Raw genomic sequence first — 14,522 nt, forward strand, 5'->3', positions numbered from 1 at the left:
ATGAACCCAAACTTTAATCCATTAGAAGATATCGTCCGGTTTTTCAGGTCAAAAGCCGTATTACCAAGGCTTATCCTTATTAATGCTGCGATCTGGGTTGGTATTGGTGCCATGAGGGTTTTCTCCTTCTTATTTAATGTCCCTGATTCCACGCTGACGAATTATATAGTTGATTATTTTGCCTTGCCGGCTAACCTTGGAAGCCTCCTTTCCCATCCCTGGACCCTGATTACTTATATGTTTCTTCACATCGATTTCTTGCATGTTCTTTTCAATATGCTCTGGCTTTTCTGGTTTGGTAAAATATTTCTTGAGTTTCTCAAATCCGGGCAATTATTGTTGATTTATCTATCAGGCGGTATATCAGGTGGTATTTTATACCTGCTTTTCTATAATATTTTTCCCGTATTTGAAAAATCGTTGGATTTATCGTTTGCCCTGGGAGCCTCTGCATCGGTGATGGCCATAGTCACAGCGATTTCTTTTTATGTCCCTGGTTATTCAATACATTTGTTGTTCTTAGGGAAAATAAGAATCTTTTATATTGCTCTCTTTTTATTTATACTTGATTTCTTTATGATCAGGTCGGAAAATGCCGGAGGGCATATTGCCCATATTGGCGGGGCTTTGTTTGGACTCAGTTATATCGTTGCAAGGCGCAAAGGGATGAATTTCAGCGGGGTTTTTGGCATGTCCCGTTTAAAGGAATTTTTCCGGAAGATGAGAAAAAGCAAACTGCGGATTGAATATAACAATACAAGTTCAACCTTTGGACGGCCTCTTACAGATGATGACTACAACATACGCAGGGCCCAAAGACAAAGAATGATTGATGACATTCTCGATAAAATATCAAATTCAGGTTATGAAAGCCTGACTTCAGATGAAAAAGAAATTCTTTTTAAATCGAGTAATTCAAGCAACTAGTCTTATGTAACTATGGGGTAATGAATGTTATATTCTCCAATAGCTTACAAAGTACTTAAAGTAAATTCACCCGGAATAAGTAATGGCTGAGAATAAAACATCTGGAAATAAAAGGCTGGGATTTTTTAACAGCTTTATTCTGATTGTAAATATTTTATTCATATTTGCCCTTGCTTTATCTTACCTGTCAGTGCATGTCAGCCCTGTGAAAAGCTGGATCCTGCCTTTCTTCGGTTTGCTTTATCCTTTCCTGATCATTATCAACCTTTTCTTTGTTATTTACTGGATACTTCGTTTGAGGTGGCTATTCCTGATCCCGGCCATCTTTATTTTAGCGGGGTGGAACCATCTGGAGCGCTTAGTCCAATTCAGTTCACCCGGAACGCCTTCCGCGAACAGCAGTTCTTTCAAGGTAATCAGCTATAATGTTAAAAATCTTTCAAACGATAATGTTGTCCTTATCAAGCCTCAAATCCGCAGCAAGATTCTTGATTTTCTGGATGAAGAAGATGCTGATATTTTATGCCTTCAGGAATTTGCCATCGTGCATCCGGATCCGGAAGCTTTCATCGACTCACTGTCTGATCGCCTGGAAATGCCGTTTCATGCATATATTCAATACTTTGAAAAACCCCGCAAGAGAATTGATGCCATTTTCACTTTTTCAAAATATCCAATCCTCAACTCAGGTTCGGTAAAAAAGGATAATCAACATAATTATGCCCTGTTTACTGACCTGTTGATGGATAAAGATACGGTCAGACTTTTTAATATCCATTTAGAATCTCTCAGGTTCAAGCATGAGGATTATAATTTCATTTCGGAGTTTGATCTGCAATTCGAAGAAAATGAAGATATCCAGGAAGGTTCGCGGAGGATATTTGAAAAACTGAAGACTGCATTTGCCAGGAGAGCTTCGCAGGTTGATAACCTGTCATCCTGTATTATCCAGTCCCCATACCCTGTTATCCTATGCGGCGATTTTAACGATACGCCTAACTCTTATGCATATCAGCAACTGACAGTCAATCTAAAAGATGCCTTTATGCAGAGTGGCAAGGGGTTTGGAAATACCTATATTGGAAAGCTTCCATCCTACCGGATCGATTTTATCCTGTACGATGACTATTTCGTATCCTGGAATTGCAGCAGGAAACTCATTAAACTATCTGATCATTACCCAGTGACCTGCATAATGGGAAAGAGACAGGAGAATTAAATATTTCTGTTGACAGCCACATTTTATCAGGATTGTAAAAAGTATATTAACAGCGTCTTATGGACTTCAAGCTAATATCTGACTTTAAACCCACCGGCGACCAACCGGAGGCCATTAAGCAGCTACTGGAAGGCATTGAGCGCGGCGATCCTGCCCAGGTCTTATTGGGGGTGACCGGTTCGGGAAAAACATTTACTATCGCCAATGTTATTTCCCAAATCAAACGGCCGACCCTCGTGCTAAGCCATAATAAAACGCTGGCAGCGCAGCTTTATGGGGAATTCAGGCAATTCTTCCCTGATAACGCTGTGGAATATTTCGTTTCCTACTACGATTACTATCAGCCTGAAGCTTATCTTCCGGTCACCAATACCTATATTGAGAAAGACCTTTCTATCAATGAGGAGATTGAGAAGTTGCGGTTGAGTACTTCATCTTCATTACTTTCGGGTAGAAGAGATATTATCGTGGTTTCATCTGTTTCCTGCATTTTTGGAATTGGAAATCCGGATGACTTTAATAACAACGTTATCCGCATCAAAACCGGCGAGCATCTCAGCCGCAACCGATTACTTTATTCCCTCGTCGATGCATTATATTCCAGGACGGAGACTGATTTTGGAAGGGGCAGATTCAGGGTCAGGGGTGATAGTGTGGACATCTACCCTGCTTATGCCGATTTTGCCTACCGGATTGTTTTTTTTGGAGATGAGATCGAAGGCATCGAATCTTTTAATCCCCTGAATGGCTTCCGTCTGGATAAGCATGATGAGATCACCATTTTCCCGGCAAATATCTTCGTTACTTCTCAGGACAAGATGAAAGAAGCTTTAAAGGAGATCGAGGAAGATATGTGGAAGCAGGCTGCCTATTTCAGGGAAGTCGGAAAGGTTTTTGAAGCCAAACGGCTGGAAGAACGGGTTACTTATGATGTGGAGATGATGCGGGAACTTGGCTATTGCTCCGGCATTGAAAATTACTCGCGGTATTTTGACGGAAGAGCTTCAGGCACCCGTCCTTTTTGCCTGATCGATTTTTTCCCTGACGATTATCTCATGGTAATTGATGAGAGCCATGTTACAGTGCCTCAGGTCAGGGCTATGTATGGCGGCGACCGCTCCAGGAAGCAAACCCTGGTGGAGTTTGGGTTCAGGCTGCCTTCTGCACTTGATAACAGGCCGCTTAAGTTCGACGAATTTGAATCATTGGTCAACCAGATCATTTATGTCAGTGCTACTCCAGCCGATTATGAACTTCAGCGTTCAGGAGGTGTGGTTGTTGAGCAGCTGATCCGGCCAACAGGGCTATTGGACCCGGTTATCGAAGTCAGGCCCAGCCAGAATCAGATTGACGACCTGCTTGAAGAAATCGACAAAACCGTTAAAAGCGGGAGCCGGGTATTGGTGACAACACTCACAAAAAGGATGGCGGAAGAACTGACGAAATATATGGTAAGATTAGGCATTAAGTGCCAATATATCCATTCTGAAGTCGAGACACTTGATAGGGTGGAGATAATGAGAGATTTACGACTGGGTAAATTTGATGTTTTAGTTGGCATTAATTTACTAAGAGAAGGGCTCGACCTGCCTGAAGTGTCTCTGGTAGCTATTCTTGATGCGGATAAAGAAGGATTTCTGCGTTCTGCCCGATCACTTACCCAGACAGCCGGAAGGGCGGCAAGAAACATTGATAGCCGCGTTATCATGTATGCAGATAAGATCACTGATTCCATGCGGACGACTATCGATGAGACCACCCGTCGAAGAGAGAAACAACTGGCTTACAATGAAGAGCACGGCATCACCCCCACTGCAATAATTAAATCTGTTGAACGGATTATGGGGCAAACTGTTGTGGCCGATGCAAAAAAGAGAGAGCCTCAGGCTTACTATGAAAAACAGGATGTTGAAGTCGCCGCAGATCCTGTGCTTCAATATATGACTGATGCCCAGTTGTTAAAATCCATTTCGGATCTGAGAAAAGAGATTGAAAAGACGGTGAAAGATCTCGATTTTATCAATGCAGCGAAACTCCGCGACGAAATGTTCACCCTTGAAGATTACTTTAATGAGAGAAAATCTGGTTCAAAGAAATTATAAACCAAATATTCCATATCAATAAAATGAATGACCAGGAGCTTTTACAAGCAGCTATATGTGCAGCTATCTCAGGAAGTTCCGAAATCCTTGATATTTACGGGCAGGAATTTGAAGTCGAGTTTAAGGTGGATAAGAGTCCGCTGACGTTGGCTGACCAATATGCCCATGAAGCCATTTGTAATGCTTTGAAGGCGACAGGACTGCCAATACTGAGTGAAGAAGGGAAAAATATCCCCTATGAGATCCGAAAGGATTGGGAGAGATTCTGGTTGGTCGATCCTTTAGATGGGACAAAAGAATTCGTAAAGCGAAACGGCGAGTTCACGGTTAACATCGCCCTGATTAGTAATCGGAAGGCCGTGATGGGAGTTATACTGGTGCCGGTTAGCGGATTACTCTACTTTGCATCCCGTTCAACAGGGGCCTTTAAAATCATACTGGAAGGCAAAGGCGACATGAGCCTTGAGAAAATGATGCAAGATGCTGAATCTTTGCCTTTGCCAGGCTTGCTTCATACAGTAACTGTAGTGGGCAGCCGATCTCACCTTTCGCAAGAAACAACAGATTTTGTACAGAATCTGCAGAAAAACCAACCAGACCTTGATTTTATTTCCATAGGAAGCTCACTGAAATTGTGCCTGATTGCTGAAGGGAAGGCACATATTTACCCTCGTTTAGGGCCAACCATGGAATGGGACACCGCTGCCGGCCAGGCGATCGTGGAGATTTCAGGTGGCAAAATGGTTCAGGCCGATTCAGGGGAAGCAGTCCTTTATAACAAACCTGACCTTCATAATCCCTGGTTTGTGGCCAGCAGATTATTTTTCTGTTTCGATCAATTCCACATCAAAAACGAGCGGTGAGAAAGGCGGGATTACATCCCCGGCTCCCTTTTCTTTATATGCCAGTTTAGATGGAATGATCAATGTTGCTTTACCGCCTTCATTCATCAAGGCAATGCCAACATCCCATCCTTCGATTACAGCTCTGCGGCCAAGCGCAAATTCAAACGGCTCGCCTCTTTCAACAGAAGAATCGAACATGGTGCCATCAAGCAGTTTGCCGGTATAATGGACTTTAACTTTCTTGCCATCGATAGGTTTCGGGCCTGTCCCGGCTTGTTTTTCAATATAAATCAAGCCATTAGGCAAAATAGTGGTAGGTGTTATGTTATTATCTTTCAAATATTTCTGAATGGATGCAATTTCCTCCTTTTCCTTCCGGGATGCTTCAGCCATTTGTTTTGCATTTTTGTCAGCTTGTTTACGTTCAAATTCCTCATTGCTCATGATTTTAATCATCTCAACCTCATAGTAAAGTGTACTGAAAGCTGGGACTACACTGCCTGCGCCCTGGGCCCCGAAAGCCATTGCAGAAGGTACAATAGCGTTAGCTTTTCCGCCTTCACGCATCATGCCTATAACTTCCTGGAAGCCCTTGTTCTCAAACTGGCTGCCATATTTAAAATCCACAGGTTCACCTCTTTCAATTGTTGAAAAAAGCTTTTCACCGCCCAGTAAATAAACAGTATAATGAGCATTAACATAGCCATCCTTTACCGCTGTTTTTCCGGTTCCCTTTTTTGTTTCGAGAAAGTAAATACCTGAACTGGTTGGCTGTACGGTAATTTTATTATTCGTGACATATTCCTGAAGGCGTATCATTTCTTCCTGTTCCAGTTGCATGTTCTTCACCTCGGCCTCTTTGTCAATTTCTGCCTGTGTCTGGACTTTTTGCACTTTTACCTCAAAATAAATGTCGCTCTCATCAGTAAGGAAAGCAGGTACGGCAGGCTGCCCAAAAGTTTTGGTGAACAATGGCCCGGCTTTCAGCACGAACGTGGCACTGTCACCCTGTTTAAGGAGTTGCAGGCACTTATAAAAATCGCCTTCATATTGTGATTCTGCGACAGGCAGGACAATGGGTTGTTGTACATTCTTGCTGTCAAAAAGCGCTGAATCCTTAAGTCCGTATTTCAGAGAAAGGGTCAGGATGCTGCCAATACGGACTTTAGCAGTATCGTTATTGTCATCCTTGTAGATTTTGTAATAAACACCGGTCTTGGTCTTTTTAAATCCGGGATATGCTCCCATGTTGCAGGAAATCATCAAGGCAGAAATGCTTACCAGGACGATAGTCAGGATTAAAATTTTCTTTAAGCTCATAAATATTATTAATTAATGTTTGCTAATACATGCTGATGAATTCTATATCATAGACCAGGGAAGCTTTTTTGTGTATTTTTTTCTGGTCACCGATCAGGCCATAAGCGAGATGCGAAGGTATAATAAATTTCGTACGGTCACCTACCTTTAGCAATAAAATAGCTTCCTCCAAGCCTGTGATCACCTGGCCTTTACCAACCTGGAAAACAATAGGACCATCTTTTAATGCCGAATAAACCGTGTCACCGTTTAACAAGCTCAATGTATAAGATAACTTCACAGTCTTGCCATCCTGAGCTTTTGCACCAATCCCCTGTTTAGTAATCATATATCTGATACCGGTATTGGTTGTCTCCATATTCCAGTGGTGACGAAAAATGAAATCTTCAATTTGTTCATTTTCTGTCTTTGCGGCTTCCTGGTTGGCTTTAATGAGCGGTTCTTTATATTTCGAAGGGCTTTGAAGAGGCTTTCCCGGGCCACTCCTGTCACAATGCGTGAAAAGTATGACTAACGCCAGAAAGGTCAAAAATCTAAAAACTGTATTGACAGAAATCATGGATAAATCCTTCAGAATGAAGAACGGTCAATCTTTTCCTTGTATTGCACCAGCACTTCTTTAAGTTTAATGATAGTTTCGTCGAGGGAAACAAATGAATCACCGCCGGCCGCATTTTTGTGACCGCCACCGTTAAAATATTCACGAGCGATATTGTTAACGGAAAGGTCGCCTTTCGACCTGAAAGAAAGCCTGATACGGTCCTTTCTTTCAGTCATTAAGACGGCAATTTTGATGTTTTCAATAGAAAGTGCATAGTTGACAATACCTTCTGTATCGCCAACCTGATGATGGAAGCGGTCGATTTCGTCTTTCGACAAAGCTATATAAGCAGTGCTTAATTCAGGAAGGATCGTCAGTTTTTCGATCAGGCAATATCCCAGCAGGCGTAACCTGTTTTCTGAATAGGTATCATATACGAGCCGGTGTATCTGTTCCGGGTTGATGCCTGTCCGAAGCAGTGAAGCCGTAATCTGAAAAGTGTCCGCGTAATTACAGGAAAAACTGAAAGAACCGGTATCGGTCATAATCCCCACGAACAGGCAGGTCGCGATATCGTTGTCGATCCTGTCAAGCCAGGAACAACCTTCTATAAAACGGTAAAGTAGTTCAGAGGTTGATGAAGTTTGAATGACTGAGAGATAAAAGTCAAAATCGGTCAGAACAGGATCAGGGTGATGGTCGATGAGTATCTTTTTTCCCCCGGCTTTTCTTAATGCCTTTTCAATGACATCTATGCGATTAAGGGCATTATAATCAAGGCAAAAGATAAGGTCGGAGCGGGAAATGATATCCTTAGCTTTTTCTTCATTTAGCCGGAAGATGATTACTTCATTGCTTCCAGGCATCCATTTCAGGAAAGCAGGATAATCGTTGGGTACCATGGCAATGGCCTCCTTTCCCATTTTACTCAGCAGACCGGCCAGGGCAAGAACAGATCCTATCGCATCGCCATCTGGGTTATGATGACTGGTAACAAGGATAGACCGGCTATGACCGATTAAATCTTTAATATCTTCGTATTCGAAATTCTTCAAAGGAAACTTGTAATAATCAGCAAAGTAAACAAATTTAGTTGGTTATTTAAAGTGATACCTGAATTTTATCCTTTGATTTCGAAGGGCTTTATTCACTAATGCCGGAGAACAATGGATTTATTTTATTTTTGCACGCTTAAAACAAAGAAAAATTAACTATGAACGGAAACATCACATTAACCATGATCAAGCCCGAGGCCGTCAGAAACGGTAACATCGGTAACATTTTAGCTAAGATTTCATCGGGTGGATTCACACTTATTGCAATGAAATATTTGAAACTCACCCGAGCTCAGGCTGAGAAGTTTTATGAAGTACACCGGGAGCGTCCATTTTATAATGACCTGGTGGAATTTATGTCATCGGGGCCTATTGTAGCTGCTGTTTTAAAAAAGGAGAATGCAGTAGAAACTTACCGTAAATTTATCGGGTCGACTAATCCGAAGGATGCCGCTCCGGGAACCATTCGCGCACTTTACGGGACAAACATTCAGGAGAATGCCGTACATGGGTCCGACAGCGACGAAAATGCAATTAAAGAAGCTGCGTTCTTTTTCAGTGAGCTGGAACGTTTCTAGCAATTCATTTTTCCGAAGATTTAAGAATCCGGAAAGTATTATTTTTATAAACGATTATGATATGGTCCACCGGTTCCTCATCAGCATGAGCCAGTGGTTTTTTATTTTCCGCATTAACAATTGGGGCATTCTGCAATTGAATCAGATCATTTACTGCATTGGAATCACCCTGGGTTAAATCTTTTTGAGGACTATTCCTGCCTGTTATCAGCCATACTGCATCAATATCCGGGAACAAGTTTAAAATCTTTTCCAGAAAATCAAGACTGGGTTTATTACGTCCGGAAAGGACATGGGATACGCTGGAACGTTGCACACCGATCCGGTCTGCAAATTCAGAGGGTGAGAGATGCAATTGTTCCAATAACGATTTGAATCGTTTTATCATGGTTAAGTATTTCTGGCGATGGTGTTTTCCTTAAAATGGAAATACTGGTTTACAAAAGTAAAATAATAAGTTCAAATATGTAAATTACATTTGTAAACAGTTGAATTATTTTAGTTGGATTCATATCATGTTAATATACAATAATAGATCTTGATATTTTGTATTATTTGATGACATTAATACCAAATAATTCACATTTGTCAATTATAATGTACATTTTTTAATAAACTTAAAATAATCAAAAAAGATCAATGGTTTTGTGATTATCCAATTGTAATTCAGATTAATAATATCTCATGATTAAAGTATCACTTAATTAGTAAATTTTCGGGCAGGACATTATGAAAAGTTACTCCTTCCCCCACCCTTTTTAAGGTTGTCATTAATCCCACCGTAGATCTCTCGAGCCTTGAAAGGTTCGCCTATGAGTATTCTAAAATAATTGTTGATGACCTGGCTAGAAAAGGGGTACCAGCGGGTAATTAGAAGATGGGGATCCGAATACAGAATATAGAATTCAGAATAATTACCTTTTTATTACTTTCTGAACGGATTGAAATCCATTTAGGTTAACCTTCACAAAATACAACCCTTTCGGGGCATTTTGAAGTAGGTCAATTGTTACTGTCGCTGAATTAATTAAGCTTACTTTCTGTAATCCAATAAACCGCCCGGTTATATCACTAATTTCAATAATACCTTCATTCATCCTTGCTCCCACACCCCCATGGTTCCCTGCATCAACGGTGAACACATCCCGGAATGGGTTCGGATAAATTTTCAAATATGCCGTTTCTCCATCCGGCCCATCTATTATAGTGAGGATATTATTAGCCAAAACGAAATCAGGAATTCCAAAACCAAGCATGTCATCAGGTGTAAGGTACTGGCTGGCGCTTTGACGAATAGCGTCGGCGATCTGCATATTGCTTAATGTGGGATTTGCCTGCCACAGGCATGCTGCCATGCCTGCAAGAATTGGAGAAGAGAAAGATGTGCCGCTACCGTAACCAAAACCTCCCCCATATGGATCCGCTACATAAGCGTCTGATCCTTGCGCAACGACGTCAGGCTTCACCCTCCCGTCATACGAAGGTCCATGCGAACTAAACGCGGCATAATTACCACTTCCATCTACTGCTCCGATACCCATTACACTGTCGCCATCTGAGGGCGCACCCAGATAGTACCAGGCATCGGTGCCTGAATTACCAAGGCTGTTTACAACCAGGATACCTTTTTTTGCCGCCATGTCACCACCGATAGTTGAAGGAGCTGTATCGCCATCCATATCAGCATAAGTATGGTTCTGGGCAGGGTCGTCAAATTCAGTGTATCCCAATGAGGAATTGATAACATCAGCACCGACACTGTCAGCAAATTCAGCAGCTGACACCCAATTATATTCTTCGATTATATATTCCGAGTTCCCGTCCTCCGAATGTAAGAGCCAATAAGACGCCTTGGGCGCTGTACCGATCAATTGCCCGGGATAATTGCCCCCCATAAGGGACAGTACCATCGAACCGTGCGGATGACCGTCAAATGACATTTCTCCCCCATACACAAAGTCCCGTGTGCCGAGGATCTGGCTATTTTGCCAAAGACTGTCGAATACATCAAGGACATTGGCATTATAAAATCCGGCATCAATTACGGCAATTACTTTTCCTTGTCCACGGTAACCCATCTCATGTAAAACGTCTCCGTTTAACATCTGGATCTGGTTCAATCCCATCCCATAATCGAATATGCCCATTTCGAAGCCTTGCTTGAGATTGGATACAATAGCTTCCTGATAAATTTCATGCTTAAAGAAAGGCTTTTCAAAGTCTTTGGTCCAGACAGGCATTGATGGCGCGGGTTTTGGTGATTTAGTAACACCTGCTACATAAGGTAAAGCATTAATGGTATCGATAACTGTCGGATTATCCGTAAAAATCGTAACCCCGTTCAGCCATTTGCTGGGATTCAGGATTGTTGCCCCTGCCGCTGCTAAGCCTTGTAAATAAATTGGATTTACCGGCAGATCAGTTACATCGACCGGTATATCCTGGTTCAACCTTCTGTCGAGAGCTCGCTGGGAAAGAAATTCCAAAGGATTATCTATAGAATAAGGTGAATTGTTTTTATCGGTAAACCTGACAAAATACTTGTCGGGTGAAATCTGCGCACCGGCTATAAAAGAGACGAACATCAGCAAAATTGCAAGGGCTTTGGTTTTCATGTGATTGATTTTGTTGCAAAAGTAATAAAATTAGAATGAAGGCCTAGGTTACCCTTAAACAATCCGAACCAGGATTTGTTTAAATTGCATATCTTTGATTATTATGCGCATTGATATCATTACGATTTTTCCCGGAATGTTTTCCGGCCTGTTTGATTTTTCCATAATCAGACGGGCCATGGATAAGGGTGCGGTAGAAATTCACCTGCATGATCTGCGTGATTATTCCTTGAACAAATACCGCAGTGTAGACGATTACCCTTTTGGCGGAGGGGCTGGAATGGTCATGATGGTGGAACCCATTGCGGAGTGTATCAGCCAGCTAAGAAATGCCAGAATCTATGACGAAGTCATTTTTTTAACACCGGATGGCAAGTTGCTGAACCAGGGCATTGCCAATGAACTATCGCTCAAAGGAAACCTGATACTTCTGTGCGGTCATTATAAAGGGGTCGATGAGCGATTAAGGGAACACTACATTACACGTGAGCTTTCAATCGGTGATTATGTTCTATCCGGAGGGGAATTGGCGGCCGCCGTCCTGGTCGACTGTGTTATAAGGCTCATCCCCGGTGTGCTCGGTGATGAAACCTCTGCACTGTCCGATTCTTTTCAGGATGGCCTTTTGTCTCCGCCTGTTTACACCCGTCCGGCTGATTTCAAAGGATGGAAAGTCCCGGAAATTTTGCTCTCAGGCCATGAGGCGAAGATTCGCGAATGGCGCCTGAAACAGTCCATTTACAGGACTAAAAAACGCAGACCAGGATTATTGGAAGATAAAGATTGATTAGTAATACCTGGATCCGGTCAATAATTTTTCATCTGAAAGATTTGCCAAGTTGTATTTAGTTGTATATTTGCACTCTTTTTTACAAGAACCGGTTAAAATACTTGATTGAGATGAGCAAGAATGAATTAATGCAGTTTGTGGAAAACCTTAGCACTGTTAAGAAATTTCCGAATTTTAAGGCTGGTGATACCATAACGGTTACTTATAAGATTCGTGAAGGAAATAAAGAAAGGTTGCAGAATTACCAGGGCGTTGTTTTGCAACGTGTCGGTACCGGCGCTACTGAAACATTCACAGTACGTAAAATTTCGGCCAACATAGGCGTAGAAAGAATTTTCCCGATCTCTTCCCCATTTATTGATGAAATCCAGGTAAACAAGAAAGGCCGTGTCCGCAGGGCAAGGATCTTCTACCTGCGGGATCTTAAAGGTAAGAAAGCCCGTATAAAAGAAGCCAGATATTAGGATGAGATCCGGGAGAGGCTGTCAGAAAATGGCAGCCTTTCTATTATAATGTTATTGCCCTTTTAACATTTGGTGTTTTAAGGGTATTTTTTTTTATTTTTGAGAGATGAGAAGAGTTCTTGTAGCCCCGTTTATCGGATTGATCTATGTTTATAAATACGTGATCTCTCCCATGCTGCCCAAGGGATGCAGACACTTTCCGAGTTGTTCTTCTTATTCCATCGATGCATTGAAAATGCATGGCCTATACAGGGGCGGCTTATTGGCAGCTGACCGGGTTGCACGATGCCGACCCTGGGGAACCAGCGGATACGATCCAGTTCCCCGCTTCATCATTAAAAAAATTCAACTCAGAAGATTGTTACCTGGGAATCGGGAGAACTATCCATCTTGTGACCGGTTAAAGCCGCATTAAGGATCAGTTTTATTTCTTATTTTTGCAATACTATAAGTCCTTTGAATTCCTTTTACTATATTGTGAAGAAATTTAATGATCATTCCTATGGCTCCGAACAAACAACAGGAAATCGTAACTGTATGCAGGAAAGCTCATTTCAATGCTACGCACCGCCTCCATAATCCCAACTGGACAGATAACAAAAACGAAAAGGTTTTCGGGAAGTGTAACAATGAGAATTATCATGGTCATAATTACGACCTGATAGTGAAGGTTACCGGTCCGGTTGACCATGAAACCGGGTATGTTATCGACCTTAAAATCCTTAACGATATTATCAGGCAGTATGTCATTGAAAGATATGACCATAAGAATTTATACCTTGATATGCCTGATTTCAAGGACCTTAATCCTTCCGCTGAGAATATTGTCATAAAGATCTGGCATCTTTTAAGGGACCAGATAGATACTAAATTTGATTTATCTATCCAATTGTTTGAAACGGAACGTAATTACGTGGAATATTCCGGCCACGGTAAAATTTGATTTAGCGATATCCGCTTACTGTTTTAAAAATATTATTACCCCCGTAATTCATGGGACACCAGCACGAAGATTCCAATCCAATAAGTTTCGAAAATCTGCTATCGGTGCTTCAGCATACGCTGATGGTGACCTTTTTTGTATTGGTTGTGATGCTGTTAATCGAATATATCACTGTCCAGAGCCGGGGGCGGTGGACCAGGCCCTTAGGACGGTCAGGTTATCTCCAGATTGTTGTTGCTGCTTTTTTTGGTCTGATACCCGGATGCCTGGGAGGTTTTACATCTGTTTCTTTATACATTCACCGCACATTTAATTTCGCCGCTTTATTAACAACCATGATTGCGACGACTGGCGATGAGGCTTTTGTTATGTTCTCCCTTTTCCCCTCCAAAGCATTGCAATTGAACCTGTATCTTCTCCTTTTGTCAGTCGCGGTAGGTTCTGTTATTTATATAATTTTCAAAAACAAAAGTCCCTTAAAAAGTGAAGAGATAGAAATCCCTTTGCACAAGGAAGAACCTGATTGCACCTGCTTTGAGCCTGGGCTGATCATTCCACAACTCAGGAAAATTTCTTTTACCCGCACCTTGCTGATTACCGGGAGTTTATTGTTCCTGCTCCATTTATTTACGACAGCCGAATTTCATCATCCAAACGGTTGGGAGAAAACCACCTATATTATTGTGACACTCATTGGATTTTTCATTGTTACCACTGTTCCAGACCATTTCCTGACTGAGCACCTTTGGAAACACACCATAAAAAGGCATATACCCAGGATTTTTATCTGGACCCTGATCGCCTTTCTCGTCATTGATGTCTTCCTGGGATATTTTAACCTGGATCAATGGATCAGTTCAAATACTGCAATTATACTTGTGCTGGCTTTGCTGATTGGTCTCATCCCGCAGTCGGGACCGCATATTATATTTGTCACACTTTTTGCCGGTGGGGCCATCCCTTTTAGCGTGCTTTTAGCCAATTCCATTGTTCAGGATGGTCACGGCGCCATTCCATTGCTGGCGGAATCGCCCAGAAGCTTCATTGCTGTGAAAGCAATAAAATTAGTTTTAGGAATCATAGCCGGCGCTTCAGGTATTATTTTAGGTTTTTAGCAGTTAAA

13 protein-coding genes and 3 pseudogenes are annotated in these 14,522 nt (G+C 41.9%); 10 read left to right on the forward strand and 6 right to left on the reverse strand.

The genetic code is table 11. From position 1 onward, the window contains the following. The 4 genes from M0Q51_09360 to cysQ all read left to right on the forward strand — a co-directional run bounded on the left by M0Q51_09360 (nt 1) and on the right by cysQ (nt 5,111). Nucleotides 1-927 (forward strand): rhomboid family intramembrane serine protease, encoded by a 927-nt coding sequence (locus M0Q51_09360; protein ID MCK9400184.1) that lies wholly within the window; start codon nt 1-3, stop codon nt 925-927. 82 nt (nt 928-1,009) lie between these two features. After that, a complete protein-coding gene (locus M0Q51_09365; GenBank protein ID MCK9400185.1) occupies nt 1,010-2,146 on the forward strand; it encodes an endonuclease/exonuclease/phosphatase family protein in 1,137 nt (378 codons plus the stop codon). 59 nt (nt 2,147-2,205) lie between these two features. Continuing rightward, a complete protein-coding gene (gene uvrB / locus M0Q51_09370) occupies nt 2,206-4,248 on the forward strand; it encodes an excinuclease ABC subunit UvrB (protein MCK9400186.1) in 2,043 nt (680 codons plus the stop codon). Between the two features lie 23 nt (nt 4,249-4,271). Continuing rightward, nucleotides 4,272-5,111 carry a 3'(2'),5'-bisphosphate nucleotidase CysQ gene (gene cysQ / locus M0Q51_09375; protein MCK9400187.1) on the forward strand — a complete coding sequence of 280 codons (840 nt, stop codon included), beginning with the start codon at nt 4,272-4,274 and terminating at the stop codon, nt 5,109-5,111. Here the strand turns inward: cysQ and M0Q51_09380 are convergent. The 4 genes and pseudogenes from M0Q51_09380 to M0Q51_09395 form a co-directional block, all read right to left on the reverse strand. Then, nucleotides 5,067-5,333 (reverse strand): annotated as a pseudogene (locus M0Q51_09380) (FKBP-type peptidyl-prolyl cis-trans isomerase). The gene cysQ and the pseudogene M0Q51_09380 overlap by 45 nt on opposite strands. A 270-nt stretch (nt 5,334-5,603) precedes the next feature. Beyond that, a pseudogene (locus tag M0Q51_09385) lies at nt 5,604-5,912 on the reverse strand (FKBP-type peptidyl-prolyl cis-trans isomerase). Between the two features lie 523 nt (nt 5,913-6,435). After that, the gene (locus tag M0Q51_09390; GenBank protein MCK9400188.1) at nt 6,436-6,942 is read right to left on the reverse strand and encodes an FKBP-type peptidyl-prolyl cis-trans isomerase; all 507 of its coding nucleotides are present in this window, start codon (nt 6,940-6,942) and stop codon (nt 6,436-6,438) included. Nucleotides 6,943-6,983: 41 nt separating this feature from the next. Further along, nucleotides 6,984-8,009: a bifunctional oligoribonuclease/PAP phosphatase NrnA gene (locus M0Q51_09395; protein ID MCK9400189.1), complete on the reverse strand. Its 1,026-nt coding sequence runs from the start codon at nt 8,007-8,009 to the stop codon at nt 6,984-6,986. Nucleotides 8,010-8,167: 158 nt separating this feature from the next. On the opposite strand from M0Q51_09395, the gene ndk reads away from it, so the two are divergent. Further along, on the forward strand, nt 8,168-8,587 hold the full coding sequence (gene ndk / locus M0Q51_09400) for a nucleoside-diphosphate kinase (protein ID MCK9400190.1): 420 nt from the start codon (nt 8,168-8,170) through the stop codon (nt 8,585-8,587). A 4-nt stretch (nt 8,588-8,591) separates the two neighbouring features. Here ndk and M0Q51_09405 read toward each other — a convergent pair whose 3' ends face one another. Then, on the reverse strand, nt 8,592-8,975 hold the full coding sequence (locus M0Q51_09405; GenBank protein ID MCK9400191.1) for a helix-turn-helix transcriptional regulator: 384 nt from the start codon (nt 8,973-8,975) through the stop codon (nt 8,592-8,594). A 526-nt stretch (nt 8,976-9,501) separates the two neighbouring features. After that, the gene (locus M0Q51_09410; GenBank protein MCK9400192.1) at nt 9,502-11,202 is read right to left on the reverse strand and encodes a S8 family serine peptidase; all 1,701 of its coding nucleotides are present in this window, start codon (nt 11,200-11,202) and stop codon (nt 9,502-9,504) included. 103 nt (nt 11,203-11,305) lie between these two features. Here M0Q51_09410 and trmD point away from each other — a divergent pair, with 103 nt between their 5' ends. The 5 genes and pseudogenes from trmD to M0Q51_09435 all read left to right on the forward strand — a co-directional run bounded on the left by trmD (nt 11,306) and on the right by M0Q51_09435 (nt 14,514). Further along, entirely contained in the window at nt 11,306-11,989 is a 684-nt protein-coding gene (gene trmD / locus M0Q51_09415; GenBank protein MCK9400193.1) for a tRNA (guanosine(37)-N1)-methyltransferase TrmD, read from the forward strand. Nucleotides 11,990-12,102: 113 nt separating this feature from the next. Beyond that, on the forward strand, nt 12,103-12,456 hold the full coding sequence (rplS, locus tag M0Q51_09420) for a 50S ribosomal protein L19 (protein ID MCK9400194.1): 354 nt from the start codon (nt 12,103-12,105) through the stop codon (nt 12,454-12,456). Between the two features lie 106 nt (nt 12,457-12,562). Beyond that, nucleotides 12,563-12,781: pseudogene (gene yidD, locus M0Q51_09425) on the forward strand (membrane protein insertion efficiency factor YidD). A 177-nt stretch (nt 12,782-12,958) separates the two neighbouring features. Further along, nucleotides 12,959-13,399, forward strand: a complete 441-nt coding sequence (locus tag M0Q51_09430; protein MCK9400195.1) for a 6-carboxytetrahydropterin synthase — start codon at nt 12,959-12,961, stop codon at nt 13,397-13,399. Nucleotides 13,400-13,449: 50 nt separating this feature from the next. Continuing rightward, complete coding sequence (locus tag M0Q51_09435) at nt 13,450-14,514, forward strand: arsenic efflux protein (protein MCK9400196.1); 1,065 nt, start codon at nt 13,450-13,452, stop codon at nt 14,512-14,514. Nucleotides 14,515-14,522: the final 8 nt, after the last annotated feature.

The organism is Bacteroidales bacterium (assembly GCA_023229505.1).
Lineage (GTDB): Bacteria > Bacteroidota > Bacteroidia > Bacteroidales > JAGOPY01 > JAGOPY01.

Coding starts and splice junctions, on each gene's coding strand:
- M0Q51_09405 (MCK9400191.1), bottom strand. CDS start 8,975: ATGATAAAACGATTCAAATCGTTATTGGAACAATTGCATCTCTCACCC.
- M0Q51_09365 (MCK9400185.1), top strand. CDS start 1,010: ATGGCTGAGAATAAAACATCTGGAAATAAAAGGCTGGGATTTTTTAAC.
- rplS (MCK9400194.1), top strand. CDS start 12,103: ATGAGCAAGAATGAATTAATGCAGTTTGTGGAAAACCTTAGCACTGTT.
- ndk (MCK9400190.1), top strand. CDS start 8,168: ATGAACGGAAACATCACATTAACCATGATCAAGCCCGAGGCCGTCAGA.
- cysQ (MCK9400187.1), top strand. CDS start 4,272: ATGAATGACCAGGAGCTTTTACAAGCAGCTATATGTGCAGCTATCTCA.
- M0Q51_09410 (MCK9400192.1), bottom strand. CDS start 11,202: ATGAAAACCAAAGCCCTTGCAATTTTGCTGATGTTCGTCTCTTTTATA.
- M0Q51_09435 (MCK9400196.1), top strand. CDS start 13,450: ATGGGACACCAGCACGAAGATTCCAATCCAATAAGTTTCGAAAATCTG.
- uvrB (MCK9400186.1), top strand. CDS start 2,206: ATGGACTTCAAGCTAATATCTGACTTTAAACCCACCGGCGACCAACCG.
- M0Q51_09360 (MCK9400184.1), top strand. CDS start 1: ATGAACCCAAACTTTAATCCATTAGAAGATATCGTCCGGTTTTTCAGG.
- M0Q51_09430 (MCK9400195.1), top strand. CDS start 12,959: ATGGCTCCGAACAAACAACAGGAAATCGTAACTGTATGCAGGAAAGCT.
- trmD (MCK9400193.1), top strand. CDS start 11,306: ATGCGCATTGATATCATTACGATTTTTCCCGGAATGTTTTCCGGCCTG.